This window comes from Paraburkholderia gardini (assembly GCF_907164545.1).
GTDB lineage: Bacteria > Pseudomonadota > Gammaproteobacteria > Burkholderiales > Burkholderiaceae > Paraburkholderia > Paraburkholderia gardini.
This window is the reverse complement of sequence record NZ_CAJQZB010000002.1, coordinates 134,082-157,718: the sequence shown is the minus strand read 5'-3', so window position 1 is coordinate 157,718 and position 23,637 is coordinate 134,082. Positions and strand designations below refer to the sequence as shown.

Below are 23,637 nucleotides of genomic sequence, written 5' to 3'. Positions count from 1 at the left end.
TTTCGTTGGACGCCCCACCCGTCCGCATCACACTCCGCCACTCAGCGAATCCGTCGCGGGAAGCCTCGTTTTTCATCGATGGCGCGCCGCACCATCCGTGATCACCCTGTTCTATAATGTTCCGGTTACTATCGGGGTCAATCAGCGGTAGTCCTGCGCTTTCGGTCTCCACCGTCTATCGCCATACGCCGTGAGCACCTGTTGAACATGGAACGCCACCCAAACGCCACGGCGAGGAGAATCCAGGCCACGTTTCCGCCTGCCAACATGAATCGTCTAGCCAAATACCTTCCCCTCGACAATGTCGTCGTCGGTCTTGCCGTTACCAGTAAAAAGCGTGTCTTTGAACAGGCTGGCCTGATCTTCGAGAACCAGAACGGCATCGCCCGCAGTACGGTCACTGACAATCTGTTTGCGCGCGAGCGCCTCGGGTCGACGGGGCTCGGCGAAGGCGTTGCGATTCCTCACGGCCGGATCAAGGGCCTGAAGCATCCACTCGCCGCGTTCGTGCGTCTCGCCGAACCCATTCCCTTCGAGTCCCCCGACGGTCAGCCGGTGTCGCTGCTGATCTTCCTGCTCGTGCCGGAACAGGCTACCCAGCAGCATCTGGAGATCCTGTCGGAAATCGCGCAATTGCTGTCCGATCGCGAAACACGCGAGCGGCTGCACACGGAAGAAGACCGCGAGGCGTTGCATCGCCTGCTCACTCAGTGGCAACCTTGACGTATTGGAAGGCGGAGCTCGCTACATACAGGTCCGGCAACAGCACAAGAACCGGCCAGGCTCGCGCCGGCCGGACCGGCCGCGATATATACACAGGCCAGCAGAGGCCAGACGCGCGGGCCAGCGGCCCATAACGGAGTCACGGACTCATGGATACGTCCAGCATCAACGCCCAGAGCATTTTCGACGACAACGCCGCCGTGCTGAAACTCAGCTGGCTGACCGGGCATGAAGGCTGGGAGCGCGGGTTTTCGGCGGAAACGGTTGCGTACGCCACCTCCAGCGCCGACCTCGTCGGCCACTTGAACCTGATTCACCCGAACCGGATCCAGGTGCTGGGCGACGCTGAAGTTGAGTATTACCAGCGCCAGGCCGATGAAAGCCGCTCGCGTCACATGGCCGAACTGATTGCGCTGGAGCCGCCGTTCCTGGTCGTCGCGGGCGGCGTTGCCGCGCCGCCGGAACTGGTGCTGCGCTGTACGCGCTCGTCCACGCCGCTCTTCACCACGCCGATGTCGGCCGCGGCTGTCATCGACAGCCTGCGGCTCTATATGTCGCGCATTCTCGCGCCGCGCGCCACGCTGCACGGCGTGTTCCTCGACATCCTCGGCATGGGCGTGCTGCTGACGGGCGACTCCGGTCTTGGCAAAAGCGAACTCGGGCTGGAACTGATCAGCCGGGGCCACGGCCTCGTCGCCGACGATGCGGTGGATTTCGTGCGGCTCGGGCCCGACTTCGTCGAAGGCCGCTGCCCGCCGCTGCTGCAGAACCTGCTCGAAGTGCGCGGCCTGGGTCTTCTCGACATCAAGACGATTTTCGGCGAGACCGCCGTGCGCCGGAAAATGAAGCTGAAGCTGATCGTCCAGCTGGTGCGCCGGCCGGATGGCGAATTCCAGCGTCTGCCGCTCGAAAGCCAGACCGTCGACGTGCTGGGCCTGCCCATCAGCAAGGTCACCATTCAGGTGGCCGCCGGCCGCAACCTTGCCGTGCTGGTCGAGGCGGCCGTGCGCAACACGATCCTGCAGCTGCGCGGCATCGACACGCTGCGTGACTTCATGGACCGCCAGCGTCTGGCCATGCAGGATCCGGACAGCCAGTTTCCCGGCAAGCTGATCTAGCCGGCGCGCCCTCTCCGGGCACGTCAGGGCATCGCGCCACCGGCACGCGGGGCGGATGCTATGATGAAACGAACGGATTTCACGACCTCATGCGCATTATCCTGATCACCGGCATTTCCGGCTCCGGCAAGTCTGTCGCACTGAACGCGGTCGAGGACGCGGGGTACTACTGCGTCGACAACCTTCCGCCGCGCTTCCTGCCGCCACTCGCCACATACCTCGGCGAGCACGGTCACGAACGGCTCGCCGTTGCGATCGACGCGCGCTCCAGCGCCTCGCTCGACGAAATGCCCGAGATGATCCGTGACCTTGCGCGTGAACACGATGTGCGCGTGCTGTTTCTGAACGCGAGCACGCAGTCGCTCATCCAGCGCTTTTCCGAAACACGCCGGCGTCACCCCCTGTCGGGTTCGCCGTCGCACGATGCAAACGTTGGCGTGCTGCGCTCGCTTGAAGAAGCTATCGAAAACGAACGTGAACTCGTCGCGAATCTCGCCGAGTTCGGCCATCAGATCGACACCAGCAATCTGCGCGCGAACGTGCTGCGCGCCTGGGTCAAGCGCTTCATCGAGCAGGAACGCGCGGGCCTCACATTGATGTTCGAATCGTTCGGTTTCAAACGCGGCGTGCCGCTCGATGCCGATTTCGTCTTCGACGTGCGCACGCTGCCGAATCCTTACTACGATCGCGAACTGCGCCCGCTCACGGGTCTCGACAAGCCGGTAATCGACTTTCTGGGCGCGCTGCCGGTCGTCACGCAGATGATCGACGATATCCACGGGTTCATCGCGAAATGGCTGCCGCATTTCCGCGACGACAACCGCAGTTATCTGACCGTCGCGATTGGCTGCACGGGTGGTCAGCATCGTTCCGTATTTATCGCCGAGACGCTCGCCGCGCGTCTTTCGGGCGAATCGAATGTGATTGTGCGGCACCGCGATGCGCCGCTCGACGTCGGCGAATCTTCGAAGCTGGTGGCTTAACCGGTCGCATCGCGCGGCCTTAACCTTCGAGCGTTGCGCAATGTCCACTACTCCTGCCGTGATTGCCGATCTGCCGCTTTTTCCGCTGCACACAGTGCTGTTTCCCGGCGGCCTGCTGCCGCTGAAAATCTTCGAGGCGCGTTATCTGGACATGGCAAGCGAATGTCTTCGCGAGAAGACGCCATTCGGCGTCTGCCTGCTGAAGAGTGGTGGCGAGGTGGCCCGGCCCGATGAGCCTTCGGTGCCTGAGGCGATCGGCTGCCTCGCTGAAATCGGGCAATGCGATGTGGAATCGTTCGGCATGCTGCTGATCCGCGCGCGCGGCACGCGGCGCTTTCGCCTGCTGTCGCACCGTGCGCAGCCGGACGGGCTGCTGGTCGGCATGGCCGAGCCGATCGGCGACGATATTCCGCTCGAAGGCACCGTGCACGTCGAGCGGTTCGGCGCCTGCGCGGAAGTGCTGGAACGCATCATCGCGACGATCCGCGAGCGCGACCCCGACAGCCTGCCGTTCGCCGAACCGTTCAGGCTCGACGATCCGTCGTGGGTGTCGAACCGTCTGTCAGAAGTACTGCCGATCGCCTTGCGCGCGCGGCAGAAGCTGATGGAACTGCAGGACGCCGGCGCACGGATCGACGTCGTGCATCACTACATGCAACAGCATCAACTGCTGTAACACTGCGCGCCTAAAGCAGCGATCCCTGCATCGTATCGAGCAGCCTGCGAACCGGCGCCGGCACGCCATATGCATCGAGTTCGTGCAGCGCGACCCAGACCGTTGCGTCGTCACCGACGCTTGCGAGCGTCGCCCGCAGGTTGCCCAGTTCGACGACGCGCGGTTCGATATCCAGACGGAAATGCGTGAACGTATGCGTGAGCGTCGCGAGCGGCATCATGTTGCCCGATGCGCCATATCCTTCCGCGCGTTCGGCAAGCGCCGCTTCGCCGGACGCTTCCGGCAGGCTCCACAAGCCGCCCCAGATTCCCGATGGTGGACGCTTTTCCAGCATCACCGCGTTACCGTCGCGCAGAACGAGCATCCACGTGCGCCGCGTCGGAATCGCTTTCTTTGGACGTGCAACGGGCAACTCGCGCTGGCGTCCGGCGACGTTCGCCACGCAGTCGGCGGCGAACGGGCAGCGCGCGCAATCCGGTTTGCCGCGCACGCACAACGTTGCGCCGAGATCCATCAGACCTTGCGTGTAGGCGCTCACATCAGCGTCGTTCGCGTTTGAAGGCAGCAGCGATTCAGCCAGCGCCCACATCGCGTTCTCGACGCGCTTTTCGCCCGGAAATCCTTCGACGCCGAACACGCGCGCAAGCACACGCTTCACGTTGCCGTCGAGAATCGTCGCGCGCGCGCCAAACGCGAACGACGCAATCGCGGCCGCCGTCGAACGCCCGATGCCAGGCAGTTCCGCCAGCGCCTCGACCGAAGCCGGAAACGCGCCGCCATGCTGCTCGACAACCGTCTGCGCGCAGCGATGCAGATTGCGCGCACGCGAGTAGTAACCGAGGCCGGCCCACAACGCCATCACGTCATCGAGCGGCGCCGCGGCGAGCACGGCGACATCCGGGAAACGGCCGAGAAAACGCTCGTAGTACGGAATGACCGTCGAGACCTGCGTCTGCTGCAACATGATCTCGGATAGCCAGATGCGATAGGGATCGCGCGTGTTCTGCCACGGCAGGTCGTGACGGCCATGCACGCGCTGCCACGCGATCAGCCGCGTGGAGAAATCAGTCAACGACGCAGGAACGGAAAGGGAAAAAGTAGACATCAGCGCTGGCAGATCGGACAAAAATAAGTGGATCGCTGACCTTGCACGATCTGTCTGACCGGCGTGCCGCAGACGCGGCATGGCAGCCCGGCGCGATCATAGACGAAATAGTCGAGCTGGAAATAACCGCTCTCGCCATCGCTGCCGACAAAATCGCGCAACGTGCTGCCGCCTTTCTCGATGGCGGCGGCAAGCGTCAGCCGTACCGCATCCGCGAGCAGCTCATAGCGAATGAGCGAAACGCGGCCTGCAGCTGTAGCTGGACGGATGCCCGCGCGAAAGAGGCTCTCGGAAGCGTAGATATTGCCCACCCCGACCACGATTTCGCCCGCGAGCAGCACCTGCTTCACCGACACCTTGCGGCCACGCGTTTTCCGGTGCATCAGCGCGCCGGAAAACGCCGGCGTGAAAGGCTCGACGCCGAGCCCGGCGAGCAGCGGATGATCGAGCACGTCACCGGCCGCGCGCGGATGCCACAGCACGGCGCCGAAGCGCCGCGGATCGCGATAGCGCAGAATAAATTCGTCGAAAATCCAGTCGATATGATCGTGCTTCGCCGCGGCCGGCGGATGAGATACGTTGCGCAGCACGCGCAGCGTGCCCGTCATGCCGAGGTGCACAATGAACCAGCCCTCGTCGACCTCGAAGAGCAGATATTTGCCGCGCCGTTCGACCTTGCGGATCACGCGGCCCCGCAATGTTTTTGCAAGGTCGGCCGGAATCGGCCAGCGCAGCGCGGGCGTGCGCACATCGACACGTTCGACGCGTCGTCCGGCCACATATGGCTCAATTCCCCGTCGGGTAACCTCAACTTCTGGCAACTCTGGCATGTCTAACTGGTCTGCAACTTGCGTGGGTGGTTGTGCGCTTATTGTAGCGAGCGCGTTACAATCGACCGAAACATTGATCGGATTTCCATGAACGTGTCCTTCGTGAAGCTGTTTTACCGGCGCCCGGCCATCGTGACCCGTGTGCCGCGCACTGTCTCAGTCCAGCGAATGCTCGGCGCGGCGGTTGTCGCCGCGTGGGCGTTCGTCGCGCTGCCTGCGCACGCGCAGGATCCCGCGCCGGATTCCGACGATAGTTCCCTTTCAGTGCAGGACGCGCTGGGGCAGCCGTCGGCGGAAGAGCAGCAAAATCTGCCGGCTGTTCCGCTTTCCAGCCAGATCGTCTTCCAGGTGCTCGCCGCTGAAGTCGCGTTGCAGCGAAACCAGCCGGCGCCGGCCTACCAGACGTACCTCGCGCTCGCACGCGACACGCACGACCCGCGCATGGCACAGCGCGCAACCGAAATCGCGCTTGGCGCACAAAGCCCGGCCGATGCACTCGCCGCCGCGCAATTGTGGCAGCAGTATGCGCCGGGTTCGGAGCGCGCGGCGCAACTCGACGCGTCGCTGCTCGTGCTATCCGGCAAGCCTGACGAAGCCTCACCGGTCCTCGCGAAAGAACTAGCCAAGGTTCCGGCCGATGTTCGCGGCAACGCGATCCTCGCGCTGCAGCAGCTGCTTTCCCGCGGTCCCAATCGCATCGGCGGCCTGCACGTGCTGCAGGATCTGCTGAAGGACGACCAGAACCGTCCGGAAGCGCAGCTTGCGATTGCCCGACAGCAGATCCTCTGCGACGACGCACCGGGCGCCCGCAAATCACTTGAGCAGGCGCTGGTGCTGAAGCCCGACTATCTGCCGGCCGCGCTGACGCTGTCGCAAATGGGTCCGGAAGAGCGCAAGGAAGGCATCGCTTCGCTCGAAAATTATCTGCGGCAGAATCCGAAATCGCATGACGCGCGTCTCGCGCTCGCGCAGATGTATCTGGCAAGCGATCGCCTGGACGACGCGCAGAAGCAGTTCGAAGTCATGCGTCAGGACACCCCGAACGACCTGACGCCGCTGATGGCGCTCGCGCTGATCAAGATTCAGCAGAAGAATTACGCCGATGCGCAGACGTATCTGACGCAATACGCGAAGCAGGCCGAAAAGACGCCAGGCGCCGATGCGGGTCAGGCGTACATCTACCTCGCGCAACTGTCGCTCGAACAGAAGAACGAAGCTGCCGCGAGCGACTGGCTCAATCGCATCCAGCCGTCCAGCCAGCAGTACATCCCGGCGCAGATCACGCGGGCCCAGCTGCTCGAAAAACAGGGCAAGCCTGACGACGCCCGCAAGCTGCTCGCTGGCCTGCAGTCGCCCGATCCGCGCGACCAGTCGCTGATCGCGCGCACCGACGCGGCGATCCTGTTCGACGCGAAGCGCTATCCCGAAGCCGAGGCACGCCTCGCCCAGGTCAGCGCCGAATTCCCCGACGACCCGGATCTCACCTACGATTACGCAATGGCCGCCGAAAAGACCGGCCATTACGACGTGATGGAAACGCAGTTGCGCAAGCTGATGCAGACGCAACCGGACAATCCGCAGGCGTACAACGCACTCGGTTATTCGCTCGCGGACCGCAACCAGCGCCTTCAGGAAGCCGACAAGCTGATCGAGAAGGCCGCATCGCTCGCGCCGAATGACGCGTTCATCATGGACAGCGTCGGCTGGGTGAAATATCGCCTCGGCGATACGTCGGACGCGATCAAACTGCTGCGCAAGGCGTACGACCTGCAGCCGAACGCCGAAATCGGTGCGCATCTGGGCGAAGTGCTGTGGAAAACCGGCGACCAGGATCAGGCGCGTGACGCCTGGCGTCAGGCCCGCAAGCTCGAACCCGACAATGACACCCTGGTCAAAACGCTTCAACGTTTTCGGGTGAACGATCTCTGATGCGTATGTCCAGCCTTATCCGTCCGGTGACGGCGCCGCGTCGCGCGGCGCTGGGCCTCGCGGCGACTGCCCTCGTGGTGCTCGCTGGCTGTGCTTCCGTCAAGCCGCAAGGCCCGTCCATGTCGAACGCCGCAACGGCCGTTACCGCGCAGACCACGCGTGCGTATCACGGCCGCTTTGCCGTGCAGTACAACGATCGGAACGGCCAGCAGCGCAACGCGTACGGCAACTTCCAGTGGCAGGAAACCGGCGACACCGTGAGCCTTCAGTTGCTCAATCCGCTCGGCCAGACGCTTGCGATCATCACGTCGTCGCCGGCTTCGGCCACACTCGAACTGCCGAACCGCCAGCCGCTTACCGCTGACAACGTCTCCACGCTGATGCAGAACGCGCTCGGTTTCGCGCTGCCGGTCGAAGGGCTGCGCTACTGGCTGCAGCCGTCGGCGGCACCCACTTCGCGGGCGAAAACGATAACCGATCCGCAGCAGGAAACGCGTCTGAAACAGATCCAGCAGGACGGCTGGACAATCGACTACCTCGCCTACGCCGACGCGCCCGCCACCGGCGTGAAGCGCGTCAATCTGAGCCGCGAGACCCCGCCGCTCGACATCAAGCTCGTGCTGGACCAGTAAGCTCCGTATTTCACCGAATTCATGATCGAAACAAACAACGCGCTGCGCGACTGCCTCGCACCCGCGAAGCTCAATCTCTTCCTGCACATCAACGGCCGTCGCCCCGACGGCTATCACGCGCTACAGACGGTATTCCAGCTGCTCGACTGGGGCGATACGCTGCATTTCACGCTGCGCAACGACGGCCGCATCATGCGCGCCACCGAAATCGCGGATGTCCCCGCGGAATACGACCTGACCGTGCGTGCCGCGACACTTCTAAAGGCACACACGGGCACGGGCGCAGGCGTCGACATCGAGATCGACAAGCGTCTGCCGATGGGCGCCGGGCTCGGCGGCGGTAGCTCCGACGCCGCGACCACGCTACTGGCGCTTAACCGTCTGTGGAAGCTCGATCTGCCGCGTGGCGAACTGCAGGCGCTCGCCCTGAAGCTCGGCGCGGACGTGCCTTTTTTTGTCTTCGGAAAAAATGCGTTCGCGGAGGGTGTCGGAGAGGCGCTTCAGGCGGTACAATTGCCGCCGCGTTATTTCCTCGTTGTGACACCCAAGGTTCACGTTCCAACCGCCGCGATTTTTTCCGATAAATCGTTGACAAGAGATACGGAACCCCGCACAATTACGGACTTTCTTGCACAGCAAAGTTGCAGCGCAGAATGGCCTGACAGTTTTGGCCGGAATGACATGCAGCCAGTTGTCGTGGGAAAATACGCGGAAGTTGCGCGGGTGCTGAGATGGTTCGATAACATCGCACCGGCGCGGATGACCGGATCGGGCGCGAGTGTTTTTGCGGCGTTTCGTGATCGCGGTGAAGCAGAAGCGGCGCAAGCCAGACTGCCAGCCGGATGGAACAGCGCAGTAACCGCAAGCCTGGATTCGCATCCACTCTTTGTTTTCGCGGCATAAGGTTTTGCATCGTCGGGTGGTCCTGCACATCCGGCGGCGCTCAAAGTTAGTGTAGGGGAGTCGCCAAGTTGGTTAAGGCACCGGATTTTGATTCCGGCATCCGAAGGTTCGAGTCCTTCCTCCCCTGCCAGATATTCTCGCATTCTCTCGCCCTCCCAGCCTGAAACAGGTGCACGATGAGCAGCCATGACGGCCTGATGGTTTTTACTGGCAACGCGAATCCCGCGCTTGCACAGGAAGTCGTCAAGATCCTCGGTATTCCCCTCGGCAAGGCCATGGCCAGCCGCTTCTCGGACGGTGAAATCCAGGTCGAGATACAGGAAAACGTTCGCGGCAAGGATGTCTTCGTCCTGCAGTCCACGTGCGCACCGACGAACGACAACCTGATGGAACTGATGATCATGGTCGATGCGCTCAAGCGCGCATCCGCTGGCCGGATCACCGCCGCCATCCCCTACTTCGGCTATGCCCGTCAGGATCGACGCCCGCGTTCGGCGCGCGTCGCCATCTCGGCGAAGGTCGTGGCGAACATGCTGGAAATCGCGGGCGTCGATCGCATCATCACGATGGATCTGCACGCTGACCAGATTCAGGGCTTCTTCGACATTCCGGTCGACAACATCTATGCGACGCCCGTGCTGCTCGGCGATCTGCGCAAGCAGAATTACGAGAATCTGCTGATCGTGTCGCCGGACGTTGGCGGCGTGGTGCGCGCACGCGCGCTTGCGAAGCAGCTGAACTGCGATCTCGCGATCATCGACAAGCGTCGTCCGAAGGCGAACGTTGCCGAAGTCATGAACATCATCGGCGAAGTCGAAGGCCGTACGTGCGTGATCATGGACGACATGGTCGATACCGCCGGCACGCTCTGCAAGGCGGCGCAGGTGCTGAAGGAACGCGGCGCGAAACAGGTTTTCGCCTACGCGACGCACCCGGTGCTGTCGGGTGGTGCGGGCGAGCGTATCGCCGCTTCGGCGCTCGACGAACTCGTCGTCACGGATACGATTCCGCTCGGCGAAGAAGCCCGTTCGTGCCCGAAGATCCGTTCGCTGACGAGCGCTGGCCTGCTCGCCGAAACGTTCTCGCGTATCCGTCGCGGCGACTCGGTGATGTCGCTGTTCGCGGAAAGTTAGGTATTTGCGAAGGCGCAGCGTCACGTTGCGCTTTTGCACAATCGGCATGAACGGACGAAGGTTCGTGCCGTCGCTTCTGGGGCCTGCGCTTAAAGCGTGAAGGCCCCGTTTTTACTGCCTGGTCGCGGGCAGTGCATTGGAGAATCAAGATGAAAGTAGTCGCTTTCGAGCGTAGTCTGCAAGGTACGGGTGCGAGCCGCCGCCTGCGTATTTCCGGTAAGACCCCGGGAATCGTGTATGGCGCTGAAGCTCAACCGCAACTGATCGAACTCGATCACAACGCGCTGTGGCACGCGCTGAAGAAGGAAGTTTTCCACTCGTCGATCCTCGATCTGGAAGTGGCAGGCAAGTCGCAACAGGTTCTGCTGCGCGACGTGCAATACCACCCGTTCCGTCAGCTCGTGCTGCACGTGGACTTCCAGCGCGTCGACGCGAAGAAGAAGCTGCACACCAGGGTACCGCTGCACTTCATGAACCAGGAATCCAACCCGGCAGTGAAGCTGTCGAGCGCGGTGATCTCGCACGTTCTGAACGAAATCGAAATCGAGTGCCTGCCGTCGGTACTGCCTGAATTCCTCGAAGTCGACCTGGCGAAGATCGAAGCCGGCGAGGCGCTGCACGCGAAGGACATCGTGCTGCCGAACGGCGTGTCGCTGGTTGCACACGTTGAAGCAGAAAACCCGGTCATCGCTTCGGCGACGATCCCGGCTGGCGCCGTCGCTGACGAAGCCGCCTCGGGTGCTGCAGCTGAAGGCGAAGGCGACAAGCCGGCAGCCTGATCGCACGGGAAGCGAACAAATCCTCTCGATCCGTTTCATTGAGACGGTCGACGTGACCCGCCGCGGTTCGCCCCGGCGGGTTTTTTTTCGGCTTTTTCCGTGCTCCCGTCAGGCGGGTAACGGAAACGGGACACTCATCGAATCATGATCAAGCTGATCGTCGGGCTCGGCAATCCGGGCGCCGAATATACCGCGACCCGTCACAATGCCGGCTTCTGGCTGGTCGACCAGCTCGCGCGCGAAGCGGGCACCACGCTGAGCGACGAGCGGCGCTTTCACGGCTTTTACGCGAAGGCGCGCCTGCACGGCGAGGAAGTGCATCTGCTCCAGCCGCAGACGTATATGAACCGCTCGGGGCAGTCGGTCGTCGCCGTGGCGCAGTTCTTCAAGATTCTGCCCGACGAGATTCTTGTCGCGCATGACGAGCTCGACATGCCGCCGGGTGCCGTGAAGCTGAAGCTTGGCGGCGGCAGCGGCGGTCATAACGGCCTGAAGGACATCACCGCCCATCTGTCGTCGCAGCAATACTGGCGGCTGCGGATCGGCATTGGTCATCCGCGCGACCTGATTCCCGAAAGCGCGCGCGCAGGCGCGAAACCCGACGTCGCGAACTTCGTGCTGAAGCCGCCGCGTCGCGAGGAACAGGATGTGATCGATGCGTCGATCGAGCGTGCGCTCGCGGTGATGCCGGTGATTGTCAAAGGCGAACTTGAACGCGCGATGATGCAGTTGCACCGGAACGCGCAGCCGTAGTTCGTCGATCACATCGGCATGTTCACCCGAACAGCAGCCAAAGGAGCCGCGTCTTGAGCCGTTTCTGGAGCGACATCGTTCACCGGTTAAAGCCGTACGTGCCGGGCGAGCAGCCTGTACACACGAACCCGGTGAAGCTGAACACCAACGAGAATCCCTATCCGCCGTCGCCGCGTGTGCTCGATGCGATTCGTCACGAACTCGGCGAGACCGCCGATACGCTGCGCCGCTATCCCGATCCGACCGCGCTCAGGTTGCGCGAAACGGTCGCCAGGTATCACGGCATTCACGCCGGGCAGGTGTTCGTCGGAAACGGTTCAGACGAAGTGCTCGCGCACGTCTTCCAGGCGTTGCTGAAGCACGAGCATCCCATACTCTTCCCCGACATCACGTACAGCTTCTATCCGACGTACGCGCGTCTTTACGACGTCGAATACCGCACCATCGCGCTCGACGAAGCGTTCGCGGTCCGTCTCGACGGCTACGCGGCACCCAATGGCGGCGTGCTGTTCCCGAATCCGAACGCGCCGACCGGCCGCGCGCTGCCGCTCACTGAAATTGAACGGTTGCTCGAGCGAAAGACGGAATCCGTCGTGGTCGTCGACGAAGCGTATGTCGATTTCGGCGCGGAATCGGCGGTCGGCCTCATCGACCGCTATCCAAATCTGCTGGTCGTCCATACGGCTTCGAAGGCACGCTCGCTCGCCGGCATGCGCGTAGGCTTCGCGTTCGGCGACGCGACGTTGATCGATGCGCTCAATCGCGTGAAGGACAGCTTCAATTCGTATCCGCTCGACCGCCTGGCGCAAGCCGCCGCGATTGCCGCGTATGAAGACGATGCGTGGTTCCGCGACAGTTGCCGCAAGGTGATCGCGAGCCGCGAGCGGCTGTCCGCCGGGCTCACCGCACTGGGATTCGAAGTGGTGCCGTCAGCGGCGAACTTCGTGTTCGCGCGACATGAAGGCCATGACGCGGCGGCGCTTGCCACCCGTCTTCGCGAGAAAGCGATTTTCGTGCGTCACTTCAACGCACCGCGCATCGATCAGCATCTGCGCATTTCCGTCGGCACCGATGCCGAGTGCGATGCGTTGCTCGACGCGCTACGCGATGTCATCGGCGGCCAGGTGGGATAGCGTGCGTGACGCTGAATGAAAAACGGGCGAAACGTTCGCCCGTTTTTTTTATGTCGTTTCGCCAATCTTGTCGTGAAACGTTACTGCGCCTTCGCGGCCATCAGCGCGTGATACTTCGCCATCAGACCATCGGGTGTCTCGACGTGTTGCGGATCGCGCGGAATGCATTCCACGGGACAGACCTGCACGCATTGCGGTTCGTCGAAATGTCCGACGCATTCGGTGCATTTCTTCGGGTCGATCACATAAATTTCCGGGCCCATCGAGATTGCGTCGTTCGGGCACTCGGGCTCGCACACGTCGCAGTTGATGCACTCGTCGGTAATCATCAGGGCCATGCTTCTTCTCACTTCGCGCCGGCAACGGGCCAGCAATCATTCCGCCAGCCACTAGTTTACGCCGCTTACGGCTGCGCCGCCTGGCCCGGCTCCGCGTCGAGCGCGGCGACCTTTTCCTGCAGCCATTTTTCCACCGACGGAAAGACGAATTTGCTGACGTCGCCGCCCAGCTGCGCGATTTCGCGGACGATCGTGCCCGAAATGAACTGATATTGATCGGACGGCGTCATGAACATCGTTTCGACGTCGGGTAACAGATAGCGGTTCATGCCAGCCATCTGAAACTCGTATTCGAAGTCGGACACGGCGCGCAGCCCGCGCACGATCACGCGGGCATTGTTCGTACGGACGAAGTCTTTCAGCAGCCCCTTGAAGCTCATGATCTGCACGTTCGGATAATGGCCTAGCACTTCGTGCGCGATATCGAGGCGTTCTTCGAGCGTGAAGAAAGGCTTCTTGTTACGGCTGTCGGCAACGCCGACCACCAGCGTATCGAAAATGCTCGACGCGCGCCGAACGAGGTCTTCGTGACCGCGCGTCAGCGGGTCGAATGTGCCCGGGTACACGGCGACTACCATGAGACTTCTCCTCTCTGTTCACTGGGACGGGTCGTTCAGCACCCGTGACATGCTTCTGCCTGAGGCACGCGTGACGGCAGGCGTCCGGTGCTTGTTATGGAAGGCGCATTATTCCTCATTTTCGCGCTGCAGCAAATGATAGTGAACCGCGCCCGCCTTGCCCTGGCGGACGATATTCCAGCCGGCCAGCGCCTCTGTCTGTGCGACGTCGAGCGTATCGCCCGCTTCGATGTACAGAAAGCCGTCGGCGCTCACGAGCGGCACGGCGAGCGCCAGCGCGCGGGCGAGCAGGTCGGCGTCGAACGGCGGATCGAGGAATACGACGTCGAACGAACCGGGCGCGAGACTGGCGCCGAGACGCAGCGCGTCAGCTTCGGCGATTTCGATGGCGCGCGCGGCCAGTTTCGCCTGATTCGCGCGCAACTGCGCAGCCGCGCGCCCGTTGCGCTCGACCATCAACACGCGCGCCGCGCCGCGCGATGCCGCCTCGAAACCGAGTGCGCCGCTGCCGGCGAAGAGATCGAGGCAGCGCAGGCCGTCAAGCCGCTGGCCGAGCCAGTTGAACAGGGTTTCGCGCACGCGGTCGGGCGTCGGACGCAGGCCGTCCAGATCGAGCACCGGCAGCGGCGTACGCTTCCAGTCGCCGCCGATGATGCGGATTGCGTGCGGCGCCTTGCTGCGGCCTGAAGATGCGCCATGCGCACGGGAAGGAGTGGATCGGGGCATGCGGAAGTCGTTTTGCTAAAGAAGTTGCCCGCGTCTGCGACGGCGGGTCGGAGCGCCAACGTTACCACAGGCCCGCGCCGCTTCGGTCAGGACGGGGCGTGGCACCGACGCGGGCTGCGCGAGGCTTCGACACGGCGTCCGGCGACGCGCAGGAGCGCGCCTGATAAAATGTGCGGCTTCCAGCGCCTTGCATCCCGCATTGCCACGCTGCCTGCCGCTGTCGCGTGGTCCCGCGTCGCGGGAATCGGCGCGCGCTCTCACCACGTCAGATCATGTTCAGCTTTTTCAAACGATTCAAGGGCTCGAAAGCGTCCGACGCCGCGCCGCAGGAAGAGCCGGTCGCCGAGGCGCCGGTTGCGTCTGGCGTGCCGCCCGTGGTCGAGCCGCCTCCTGCTCCGGCGCCTGTGGCTCCTGTGGCGCCGGCAACTGCACCGGTGCAGCGCGCCGACCCGCTGGTGTCTCCGGCGACGGTTCAGCCTGCGGCTTCGCCGACCGCGCCGGCCGCCGGTCCCGCATCCAGTCGCATCGACCCGCCGGTTACGCAACCGGCGCCTGCGGCCCGCACCCCGGACACCGCCGCGTCGACCACTCCTGCTGATCGGCCAGCTGTGCCGGTTTCCGCGTCGCCGGCGCCGGCCTCCCAGCCAGCCGCTGCTCCGATAGCCGCACCGCAGTCGCCGCAACCCGTCGCGCCGCCGGCCGCCGCAGCGGCTCCCGTAGCCGCATCATCGTCCGCTTTCGCCGCACCCGCCGCGGAGGACGAAACCGCCGCAGACGACGAAACCGTTGAAATCGTCCCGCCGCCCGCGCCCGAGCCGGCAGCAAGGAAATCCTGGCTGACGCGCCTCAAGACCGGCCTGTCGAAGACCAGTTCGAACCTCACGGGCATCTTCATCGGCGCGAAAATCGACGAAGACCTGTACGAGGAGTTAGAAACCGCGCTGCTGATGTCCGACGCCGGGGTCGACGCGACGGAATTCCTGCTCGAATCGCTGCGCGAAAAGGTCCGCAGCGAACGGCTGACCGATCCGCAACAGGTGAAGACGGCTCTGCGCACGCTGTTGATCGATCTGCTGAAGCCGCTCGAAAAATCGCTGATGCTGGGCCGTGCGCAGCCACTCGTGATGATGATCGCGGGCGTGAACGGCGCAGGCAAGACGACGAGCATCGGCAAGCTTGCAAAGCATCTGCAACGCTTTGACCAGTCGGTGCTGCTCGCCGCCGGCGATACGTTCCGCGCCGCCGCGCGCGAGCAACTCGCCATCTGGGGCGAGCGCAACAACGTGACGGTGGTCGCGCAGGAAAGCGGCGATCCGGCCGCGGTGATCTTCGATGCCGTCGGCGCGGCGCGCGCGCGCAAGATCGACGTGCTGATGGCCGACACGGCCGGCCGTCTGCCGACCCAGCTGCATCTGATGGAGGAACTGCGCAAGGTGAAGCGCGTGATCGGCAAGGCGCAGGACGGCGCACCGCACGAAGTGCTGCTCGTCATCGACGCAAACACCGGCCAGAACGCGCTCGCGCAGGTCAAATCGTTCGACGACGCACTCGGCCTGACCGGCCTCATCGTCACGAAGCTCGACGGCACCGCGAAAGGCGGCATTCTGGCCGCGATCGCGCGGCAGCGGCCAGTGCCGGTCTACTTTATCGGCATCGGTGAAAAGGTCGAGGATCTGCAGCCGTTCAGCGCCGAGGAATTCTCCGACGCCCTGCTCGACTTCTAGCCATTCAAAGCGTCCCTGACGCCGGAACGGGCTGTGAAAAAAGCGTCGAGTGCATGAACCGCACTCGACGCTTTTTTGTCTCTTCCAGTCTCTTTCATCCTGCACGCACGCGAGATGCGGCCGGCGCCCTCGCTACTCCGCGTCCGGCTGGGCACCCGGCGCCGCACGCTGGAATGCATCCAGCGTCATCGCGTATTCATAGATCCGGTGAATCGACGGATACGGCGCCGTGTCGATCCTGAAGCGATGTGCGTTGAAGACCTGCGGAATCAGACACGCATCCGCCAGCGTCGGCGTATCGCCGAAGCAGAGCTTGCCGGTGCGCGAGTCGCCGGCAAGATGCGTCTCCAGCGCCGCGAAACCCGCTTCGACCCAGTGGCGATACCACGCATCCTTCGCTTCGTCGCTGACAGCGAGCGTGTGCTTCAGATACTTCAGCACGCGCAGGTTGTCGAGCGGATGGATCTCGCACGCGATCTGCAACGCGATCGAACGGACATACGCCCGATCGCGCGGCACGGCCGGCAGCAGCGGCGGCTCAGGATGCGTTTCGTCGAGCCACTCGATGATCGCGAGCGACTGCGTGAATACATCGTCACCGTCGACGAGCGTCGGCAGGATCGCCTCCGGATTCAGGCGGCGGTATTCGGGCTTCAGTTGCTCGCCGCCATCGCGCAGGAGATGAACTGGCACGCACTCGTACGGCAGGTTCTTCAGATTCAGCGCGATCCGTACGCGATACGCCGCCGAGCTACGAAAATAGCTGTAGAGCTTCATCCGACGTGCCTCCTCTCGGGCCCGGCGCCGTCAGACAACGCGCACGCTGAAATCGCCCAGCCCGTCGACGCCACCCTTCATCACCTGACCCTTCACCACGGCGCCGACACCTTCCGGCGTGCCCGTGAAGATCAGATCGCCGGGTTGCAACTCGAAAAGCGTCGACAGATACGCGATCGTGTCCGGAATCGACCAGATCAGGTCCGACACGTCCGAGCGCTGCTTTTCCTCACCGTCGACGGTGAGCCAGATCGCGCCGTGGTCGATGTGCCCGACCTTCGCGGCCGGGTGGATCGGGCCGAGCGGCGCCGAATGATCGAAGCCCTTCGCGGTATCCCAGGGGCGGCCGAGCTTTTTCGCTTCGGCCTGCAGGTCGCGGCGCGTCATATCGAGCCCGAGTGCATAGCCATAGACGTGTTCGAGCGCGCGCCCAGCGGGAATGTCCTTGCCCGCCTTGCCGATCGCCGCGACGAGTTCCATCTCGAAGTGCACGTTGTTCGAGAGCGACGGATACGGGAAGCTGCCGGTTTCGCCCGGCGCGACATACACGACAGCGTCGGCTGGCTTGCAGAAGAAAAACGGCGGCTCGCGGTCGGGATCGTGTCCCATCTCGCGCGCATGCGCCGCGTAATTGCGGCCCACACAATAAATCCTGCGCACCGCAAACTGCTCACTCGCTCCGACAACAGGCACCGCGACAACCGGCGCCGGCGCAAACACGTAACTCATCCTGTTCTCCGTTTTCTGAGGAATGCCGCCCGAAGCGGCGACGAAACATCAAGTGTAACGCGCAGCCGCCATCTTGCCGGATCGAGACAGATGCGATACTGGAGGCCTTTACTGCTCTGCCGCCCTGCCGCGAGCGCCGGGTTCCCCGATAACCGGGTCGTACGCGCGGATCGCCCGCGCCACCGACACATCCGTATCTGCCCCATCCGATGACCGAATCCGCCGACACTGCTACCGATACGCTCTCCTGCGCCCGCTTCATCAAGGAAATTGGCCGTGGGCCGAACGGCGCCCGCGCGCTCTCCGCCGAGGACACGCATACGCTGTACAGCGCGATGCTCGACGGCCGCGTGTCCGATCTGGAACTTGGCGCGGTGCTGCTGGCGTACCGCGTGAAAGGCGAGAGCGCGGATGAGCTGGCGGCGATGCTGGCGGCCGCACACGCGTCGTTCGAGCCGGTCCGCGTGACGCACGGTGCGTATCAGGCCGTGTCGATCCCCAGCTACAACGGCGCGCGCAAACAGGCGAATCTCGTGCCGCTGCTGGCGCTGCTGCTCGCCCGCGAAGGCGTGCCGGTGCTGGTGCACGGCGTAACCGACGATCCGGGCCGCGTGACGAGCGCGGAAATTTTCACGCGCCTGGGTGTCGATCATGCGCAAAGCCGCGCGGAAATCGAAGACGCACTCGTCGCGCGCCGCCTCGCGTTCTCGCCGGTTGCGACGCTCGCACCGAAGCTCGCGCGCCTGCTCGCGCTACGCCGGCGAATGGGCGTGCGTAATTCGACGCATACGCTCGTCAAGCTCCTTCAGCCGTTCGAGCCGCACGGGCTGCGCCTCGTGAACTACACACATCCGCCGTACCGGGAGAGCCTCACCCAGCTGTTCGCCGCGCATCCGGACGCGGCCATCGGCGGCGCGCTGCTCGCACGCGGCACGGAAGGCGAGGCGGTCGCGGATACCCGGCGTCAGGTGCAGATCGACTGGCTGCACGACGGCGCCTGCGAAACGCTTGTCGCGGCTGAGCGCTCGTCGCCGGAGGCGCCCGAAGTTCCGCTGCCGGAAGCCCGCGACGCGGCGACCACGGCGGCGTGGATTCAGGCCGCCATGCGCGGCGAAGTGCCGGTTCCGCAGGCCATTTCCCGCCAGGTCGAGCTGATCGCGGGAATCGCGAAACGCGCGGCCTGACCATGCCTGACCATGCCTGGCGCGGCTGCGGGCACGGTCGTGCAATGTTCGCCGCGTCGTTCGACCCGCCGCCGGAAGATCGCGGGTTGACAGATTCCCACGCGCTGACATACAGTCACCGGATGCGTTCCCTTCCGAACACCCTCCGCATTACCCTCAGCCGCCTACCGCGGCTTCTATCGCTACGTCTAGCGTAAGTCAGGCGTAGCGCCGCGCATCCAGCTTCAGCGCGCGGTCCTCCAGCAGTTCCGCAGTTCGTTTTACCCCAGATCCGCAGTCCCTCTTACAACCTGTCGTCAGTGTTCGTCCGTTTATCCAGCGGATGAATCGCGAGGTCAAAATGCACGTTGCATGGGCACAAGCCATCGCCGTCAACAGCGTCATCATCGCGATGACCTTCTTCGTTCGCGCCCGTTCGTTGCTACCGCTAGCCGCCTGCCGGCCGCCACCGTCGCCCTACCCTTTTGCACGCAGACACGCACACGAACACAACACAACGAACGAGGCTCACCATGTTGCGCAACCCCGCTGAGAAATACCGCCCTTTTCCCGCCGTCCGCCTGACGGGCCGCAAGTGGCCGAGCCGCACGATCGAGCGAGCACCGGTCTGGATGAGTACCGATCTGCGCGACGGCAACCAGTCGCTGATCGAACCGATGAACATCGCGCAAAAGCTTGAATTCTTCGAGACGCTGGTCGCCATCGGCTTCAAGGAAATCGAAGTCGGCTTTCCGTCGGCTTCGCAGACCGACTTCGATTTCGTTCGCAAGCTCATCGATGAAAAACGCATTCCCGACGACGTGACGATCGAAGTCCTCGTGCAGGCGCGCGAAGAACTGATCGCGCGCACGTTCGAGGCGCTCGAAGGCGTGCCGCGCGCGATCGTGCATCTGTACAACGCGATCGCCCCGTCGTTCCGCAAGATCGTGTTCAACCAGTCGAAAGACGAAGTGAAGGCGCTCGCCGTGGACGGCACGCGGATCATCCGGCAATACGCCGACGCACGGCCAGAGACGCACTGGATCTACCAGTACTCGCCGGAAACGTTCAGCATGACCGAACTCACGTTCGCGCGCGAAGTGTGCGACGCGGTCGCGCAGACGTGGCGTCCGACGCGCGATCACAAGATGATCGTGAATCTCCCGGCCACCGTCGAAGCGGCGACACCGAACGTCTTCGCCGACCAGGTCGAATGGATGGACCGCAATCTCAGCTATCGCGACAGCATCGTGCTGTCGGTGCATCCGCATAACGACCGCGGCACAGCCGTCGCCGCCGCTGAACTGGCATTGATGGCGGGCGCGGATCGCGTCGAAGGCTGCCTGTTCGGCAACGGCGAGCGCACGGGCAACGTCGACATCGTCACGCTCGCGATGAATCTCTATACGCAGGGCGTCGATCCGGCGCTCGATTTCTCCGACATCGACGCGGTGCGCCGCGTGGTCGAACGCTGCAACCAGATTCCGGTGCATCCGCGCCATCCCTATGCCGGCGACCTCGTGTTCACGGCGTTCTCCGGCTCGCATCAGGACGCGATCCGCAAGGGTTTCGCGCAGCACGCGCCCGACGCCGTCTGGGAAGTGCCGTATCTGCCGATCGATCCGGCCGACCTCGGCCGCAGCTACGACGCGGTCATCCGCGTGAACAGCCAGTCCGGCAAGGGTGGCTCGACGTATCTGCTGGAGCGCGGCATGGGCTTCACGCCGCCGCGTCGCGTGCAGATCGAGTTCAGCCACGCGGTACAGGCGGTCGCGGATCAGTCCGGCGAGGAAATCACCGGTGACGCCATCTGCGCGCTCTTCACGCGCGAGTACTTCGAGACCGAAGGGCCAGCCGCGCGTGTCAGCGCGACGTCCGTGCGATGGGAAAACCGCGACATCAGCATCGCGACACCGGCCGGTGCCGGTGCGCAAGGCAGCGCCGCTACGCACGCGCACTCGGTGGCGCAGGCAATTGCGTCGGCGGCCGGTCAGCCGGTCGAGATCACGTCGTGCGAAATCCAGCGAACGACAGACGGACGTGTCGCCGCGTTTGCGGGCTGCCGCGTCGGCGGACAGACGGTGCGCTACGGCGTCGGCGTAAGCGACGATGAAGCGACGGCCGTCATCGATGCGGTGGTGAGCGGCGTCAATCGTGCGGTGTGGGCGCCGGTGGACCGGCGCGTCGCGGCGTAACCGCCGACATAAGGGAAGACGGCGGGGAAAAAAGCTGGCCCGCCGTCAGATTCAACGCAGTACATCAGGTGGCGAAGCGTCGAAACATGGCGCGACGCCGTGCGTCATGCGCCCAGGCGGCTCACAAGGCTGCCTGGCGATGGGAAACCGACCCGTTTCACTCGATTGCGCAACGCGTCGCCTGCCAGGCGATCAGCCGCCAGTGCCCGGCTTCCTGTGTCTGGATTGCGGTATAGGCGATCGGGAAAAGCAGCGCGCCGCTGTTCGCTTCCATCTCGATCAGCGCGCGGCCCGTGACGACGCAGGTCTCATGACCCACGGTCAGAATGTCCTGCGACTGGATTTCGATCTGCCGGTAGCGGCGACGGCCCGCCGTGATGGCGTCGATGAACTGCTGCTTCGACTCCCGCTTGCCGTTGGTATGGACGTAGACGACACTGTCCGACAGGAGCGCGTCGAGCAGTTCACCGTTGCCGTCGACCATCGCGCGAAAGCGGTCTCGCTCCAGCCCGCGAATCGCCTCGATCATTTTTGCCGCCATCGCTCTGCCCCTTTGCACCGAAAGGCGCCGCGCGCGGCGGCCCCGACCGTCAGAAGTTGTATTGCAGATATAGCTGGGTGAAATTTATACCAGGATTGGGCTCTTTGATACTGGCGTTGGACAGATGCTGGAATCGAAAGCCTGCCTCGTATTGCTGGCGGTCGCCGAACTGGGCGCCCACGCCCGCCATATCGGCGAACTGGAACCCCGACGACAGCGTGTACGAATTCGAAATCGTCGGGCTGGTCAACACGCGCACACCGATGCCAGCTTCAACGAACGGCCGGAACCAGCCCGCACCCTTGATAAACCGGATCACCGGTGTAATGCCGAACTCACCGGTGTTCTGGTGCACGTCCCCCTCGCTGCTATGCCACCACGAGACGTGCGCCTCGCCGATCAGCGCGAAGTGCCAGCCGCCGATCTCCCACCACGTCAATCCCGGGTCCCACACCACGCCCAGATCGAGCTTGTTGACGTGATGATCGGCCATACCGCCCGCCACCTGGATGCCGAACTGATCCGCGGCAGCCAGCTCTGAAAAGGTCAGAAATGCCAGTACGAAGGCGCCCCGAAGCGCCCAGCCGAGCTGTGCATTTTTCTTCTTCATCAAACACCTTCGCCCAGATTCGATGGTCACCGCGAGGCGGCCTCCGCCATTTTAGAGAGAAGTGAAGTAAAAGAAACCTTATAAAAGAAAGCCGGCTTTGACGAATAATTGCTTGAAATCAGACGAAAACAGGTCATTTATCCGCACCAAAGCATCGCAATAGCAAATTGTACGGGCCCAGCAAAATTCCTGCAGACGGCGTACCATGCTATTGAACATGAAGTTTCAATAGGTTACACGGAACTCTCAAGTCCCTACGGCCTCTAAGTATTAGCACTCCTGCTACTGGAGTGCTAACATCCACGGGAGTCGTTTTCTGACTGAGCATCTGGTTGATTCCATAGGAGTTTCATACGTGAGCAATGCACTGACCCTTCCGAGTACTCTGAGCCCGCCGTCGGCTAAGGCCGCTCCGGCAGGCGCTCTGGTGCTCGCGCATTCTTCGCTGCTGCCCGGCCAGCTGGGCAATATCGACGCCTACATTCAGGCCGTGAACCGGATTCCGATGCTGACGCCGGCGGAGGAACGCCAGTTCGCCACCGAATTTCGCGAGCAGGACAATCTGGAGTCCGCCCGTCGTCTGGTGCTGTCGCACCTGCGTCTTGTCGTGTCGATCGCGCGTAACTACCTGGGCTACGGCCTGCCGCACGCCGACCTGATCCAGGAAGGCAACATCGGCCTGATGAAGGCGGTGAAACGCTTCGATCCTTCGCAGAACGTGCGGCTGGTTTCGTACGCCATGCACTGGATCAAGGCGGAGATCCACGAATACATCCTGCGCAACTGGCGCATGGTGAAGGTCGCCACCACCAAGGCGCAGCGCAAGCTATTCTTCAACCTGCGCAGCCACAAGCAGGGTTTCCAGGCGTTCACGCCGGAGGAAATCGAAGGACTCGCGACCGAGCTGAACGTGAAGCGCGAAGAAGTTGCCGAAATGGAAACGCGTCTGTCCGGCGGCGATATCGCGCTCGAAGGCCAGGTCGAAGACGGTGAAGAGGCGTATTCGCCGATCGCGTGGCTGGCCGACTCGCATAACGAGCCGACCGCGGTGCTCGCCGCACGTCAGCGCGACAGGCTGCACAGCGACGGTATCGCCAGCGCGCTCGACGCGCTCGACGCCCGCAGCCGCCGCATCATCGAGGCACGCTGGCTGAAGGTCGACGACAACGGTTCGGGCGGCTCGACGCTGCACGAACTCGCCGACGAATTCGGTGTATCGGCGGAACGTATCCGTCAGATCGAGGCCAGCGCGATGAAGAAAATGCGTGGTGCATTGAGCGAATACGCGTAACGCACAAGCCGGCTTGCCCGGCACCGCTGTTGTATCCGGCCCTGCCTTCGAAAGATGGCGGGGCTTTTTCTTGTCTGCGGCCTGACTCCCGATTCATTTCCAGGACAATCGCCCCCTTTTTGTTGACGCAACATAAAGAGCGCGGCGATACTGATTTCGCGGGTTCGCCTTCGCGACCGTATGCCACAGCGCGGAACTCGCGCGTCGATGGGCTCGCTCCTGGAATTCCGTCATGCATTTTGCCAGGCCGCGCCATGCGGCCCGACCG

24 protein-coding genes and 1 tRNA gene are annotated in these 23,637 nt (G+C 63.4%); 16 read left to right on the top strand and 9 right to left on the bottom strand.

From position 1 onward, the window contains the following. The first annotated feature begins 207 nt into the window (after nt 1-207). The 4 genes from LPA37_RS02635 to LPA37_RS02620 all read left to right on the top strand — a co-directional run bounded on the left by LPA37_RS02635 (nt 208) and on the right by LPA37_RS02620 (nt 3,500). A complete protein-coding gene (locus LPA37_RS02635; protein WP_228977536.1) occupies nt 208-723 on the top strand; it encodes a PTS sugar transporter subunit IIA in 516 nt (171 codons plus the stop codon). 149 nt (nt 724-872) lie between these two features. Next, nucleotides 873-1,841: an HPr(Ser) kinase/phosphatase gene (hprK, locus tag LPA37_RS02630; RefSeq protein ID WP_090527733.1), complete on the top strand. Its 969-nt coding sequence runs from the start codon at nt 873-875 to the stop codon at nt 1,839-1,841. Between the two features lie 89 nt (nt 1,842-1,930). Continuing rightward, nucleotides 1,931-2,824 carry an RNase adapter RapZ gene (gene rapZ / locus LPA37_RS02625; protein WP_228977452.1) on the top strand — a complete coding sequence of 298 codons (894 nt, stop codon included), beginning with the start codon at nt 1,931-1,933 and terminating at the stop codon, nt 2,822-2,824. 40 nt (nt 2,825-2,864) lie between these two features. After that, entirely contained in the window at nt 2,865-3,500 is a 636-nt protein-coding gene (locus tag LPA37_RS02620) for an LON peptidase substrate-binding domain-containing protein (RefSeq protein WP_228977450.1), read from the top strand. 10 nt (nt 3,501-3,510) lie between these two features. On the opposite strand, the gene mutY is transcribed toward LPA37_RS02620, so the two are convergent. Continuing rightward, nucleotides 3,511-4,605, bottom strand: coding sequence for an A/G-specific adenine glycosylase (mutY, locus tag LPA37_RS02615; protein ID WP_228977448.1), 1,095 nt, complete (start codon nt 4,603-4,605; stop codon nt 3,511-3,513). Next, nucleotides 4,605-5,435: a bifunctional DNA-formamidopyrimidine glycosylase/DNA-(apurinic or apyrimidinic site) lyase gene (gene mutM / locus LPA37_RS02610; RefSeq protein ID WP_228977446.1), complete on the bottom strand. Its 831-nt coding sequence runs from the start codon at nt 5,433-5,435 to the stop codon at nt 4,605-4,607. Before mutM ends, mutY begins: the two co-directional genes overlap by 1 nt. A gap of 87 nt (nt 5,436-5,522) precedes the next feature. On the opposite strand from mutM, the gene LPA37_RS02605 reads away from it, so the two are divergent. The 8 genes from LPA37_RS02605 (at nt 5,523) to hisC (ending at nt 12,697) form a co-directional block, all read left to right on the top strand. Beyond that, the gene (locus LPA37_RS02605) at nt 5,523-7,364 is read left to right on the top strand and encodes a tetratricopeptide repeat protein (RefSeq protein ID WP_228977444.1); all 1,842 of its coding nucleotides are present in this window, start codon (nt 5,523-5,525) and stop codon (nt 7,362-7,364) included. Beyond that, complete coding sequence (gene lolB, locus LPA37_RS02600) at nt 7,364-7,996, top strand: lipoprotein insertase outer membrane protein LolB (RefSeq protein ID WP_228977442.1); 633 nt, start codon at nt 7,364-7,366, stop codon at nt 7,994-7,996. Before LPA37_RS02605 ends, lolB begins: the two co-directional genes overlap by 1 nt. 21 nt (nt 7,997-8,017) lie before the next feature. Further along, nucleotides 8,018-8,899, top strand: a complete 882-nt coding sequence (gene ispE / locus LPA37_RS02595; RefSeq protein WP_228977440.1) for a 4-(cytidine 5'-diphospho)-2-C-methyl-D-erythritol kinase — start codon at nt 8,018-8,020, stop codon at nt 8,897-8,899. Nucleotides 8,900-8,952: 53 nt separating this feature from the next. Beyond that, nucleotides 8,953-9,029: transfer RNA gene (locus LPA37_RS02590), tRNA-Gln, on the top strand. A gap of 46 nt (nt 9,030-9,075) precedes the next feature. Then, the gene (locus LPA37_RS02585) at nt 9,076-10,032 is read left to right on the top strand and encodes a ribose-phosphate pyrophosphokinase (protein ID WP_228977438.1); all 957 of its coding nucleotides are present in this window, start codon (nt 9,076-9,078) and stop codon (nt 10,030-10,032) included. Between the two features lie 149 nt (nt 10,033-10,181). Then, complete coding sequence (locus LPA37_RS02580; protein ID WP_228977436.1) at nt 10,182-10,811, top strand: 50S ribosomal protein L25/general stress protein Ctc; 630 nt, start codon at nt 10,182-10,184, stop codon at nt 10,809-10,811. Nucleotides 10,812-10,955: 144 nt separating this feature from the next. After that, nucleotides 10,956-11,564: an aminoacyl-tRNA hydrolase gene (gene pth / locus LPA37_RS02575; RefSeq protein WP_229011318.1), complete on the top strand. Its 609-nt coding sequence runs from the start codon at nt 10,956-10,958 to the stop codon at nt 11,562-11,564. A 53-nt stretch (nt 11,565-11,617) separates the two neighbouring features. Further along, nucleotides 11,618-12,697 (top strand): histidinol-phosphate transaminase, encoded by a 1,080-nt coding sequence (hisC, locus tag LPA37_RS02570; protein WP_228977432.1) that lies wholly within the window; start codon nt 11,618-11,620, stop codon nt 12,695-12,697. 80 nt (nt 12,698-12,777) lie between these two features. On the opposite strand, the gene LPA37_RS02565 is transcribed toward hisC, so the two are convergent. The 3 genes from LPA37_RS02565 to rsmD all read right to left on the bottom strand — a co-directional run bounded on the left by LPA37_RS02565 (nt 12,778) and on the right by rsmD (nt 14,339). Next, on the bottom strand, nt 12,778-13,035 hold the full coding sequence (locus tag LPA37_RS02565; RefSeq protein WP_228977431.1) for a YfhL family 4Fe-4S dicluster ferredoxin: 258 nt from the start codon (nt 13,033-13,035) through the stop codon (nt 12,778-12,780). 65 nt (nt 13,036-13,100) lie between these two features. After that, a complete protein-coding gene (gene coaD, locus LPA37_RS02560) occupies nt 13,101-13,613 on the bottom strand; it encodes a pantetheine-phosphate adenylyltransferase (RefSeq protein ID WP_228977429.1) in 513 nt (170 codons plus the stop codon). A gap of 108 nt (nt 13,614-13,721) precedes the next feature. After that, nucleotides 13,722-14,339, bottom strand: coding sequence for a 16S rRNA (guanine(966)-N(2))-methyltransferase RsmD (rsmD, locus tag LPA37_RS02555; protein ID WP_228977427.1), 618 nt, complete (start codon nt 14,337-14,339; stop codon nt 13,722-13,724). 272 nt (nt 14,340-14,611) lie between these two features. On the opposite strand from rsmD, the gene ftsY reads away from it, so the two are divergent. Continuing rightward, nucleotides 14,612-16,063 carry a signal recognition particle-docking protein FtsY gene (gene ftsY, locus LPA37_RS02550; RefSeq protein ID WP_228977425.1) on the top strand — a complete coding sequence of 484 codons (1,452 nt, stop codon included), beginning with the start codon at nt 14,612-14,614 and terminating at the stop codon, nt 16,061-16,063. Between the two features lie 132 nt (nt 16,064-16,195). Here ftsY and maiA read toward each other — a convergent pair whose 3' ends face one another. Together maiA and LPA37_RS02540 are read right to left on the bottom strand one after the other, a co-directional pair. Then, nucleotides 16,196-16,840: a maleylacetoacetate isomerase gene (gene maiA / locus LPA37_RS02545; protein WP_228977423.1), complete on the bottom strand. Its 645-nt coding sequence runs from the start codon at nt 16,838-16,840 to the stop codon at nt 16,196-16,198. Nucleotides 16,841-16,870: 30 nt separating this feature from the next. After that, complete coding sequence (locus LPA37_RS02540) at nt 16,871-17,569, bottom strand: fumarylacetoacetate hydrolase family protein (RefSeq protein WP_228977421.1); 699 nt, start codon at nt 17,567-17,569, stop codon at nt 16,871-16,873. Between the two features lie 209 nt (nt 17,570-17,778). Between LPA37_RS02540 and ybiB the strand changes: the two genes are divergently transcribed. Together ybiB and leuA are read left to right on the top strand one after the other, a co-directional pair. Further along, nucleotides 17,779-18,753 (top strand): DNA-binding protein YbiB, encoded by a 975-nt coding sequence (gene ybiB, locus LPA37_RS02535; RefSeq protein WP_229011315.1) that lies wholly within the window; start codon nt 17,779-17,781, stop codon nt 18,751-18,753. 512 nt (nt 18,754-19,265) lie between these two features. Further along, the gene (leuA, locus tag LPA37_RS02530; protein WP_229011313.1) at nt 19,266-20,927 is read left to right on the top strand and encodes a 2-isopropylmalate synthase; all 1,662 of its coding nucleotides are present in this window, start codon (nt 19,266-19,268) and stop codon (nt 20,925-20,927) included. A 157-nt stretch (nt 20,928-21,084) separates the two neighbouring features. Here leuA and LPA37_RS02525 read toward each other — a convergent pair whose 3' ends face one another. Both LPA37_RS02525 and LPA37_RS02520 read right to left on the bottom strand, forming a co-directional pair. After that, the gene (locus LPA37_RS02525) at nt 21,085-21,468 is read right to left on the bottom strand and encodes a nuclear transport factor 2 family protein (protein ID WP_228977416.1); all 384 of its coding nucleotides are present in this window, start codon (nt 21,466-21,468) and stop codon (nt 21,085-21,087) included. A 49-nt stretch (nt 21,469-21,517) separates the two neighbouring features. Next, nucleotides 21,518-22,081: an acyloxyacyl hydrolase gene (locus tag LPA37_RS02520; protein WP_407672474.1), complete on the bottom strand. Its 564-nt coding sequence runs from the start codon at nt 22,079-22,081 to the stop codon at nt 21,518-21,520. Nucleotides 22,082-22,433: 352 nt separating this feature from the next. Here LPA37_RS02520 and rpoH point away from each other — a divergent pair, with 352 nt between their 5' ends. Beyond that, nucleotides 22,434-23,369 (top strand): RNA polymerase sigma factor RpoH, encoded by a 936-nt coding sequence (gene rpoH / locus LPA37_RS02515; RefSeq protein WP_228977412.1) that lies wholly within the window; start codon nt 22,434-22,436, stop codon nt 23,367-23,369. The last annotated feature ends 268 nt before the right edge of the window (nt 23,370-23,637 follow it).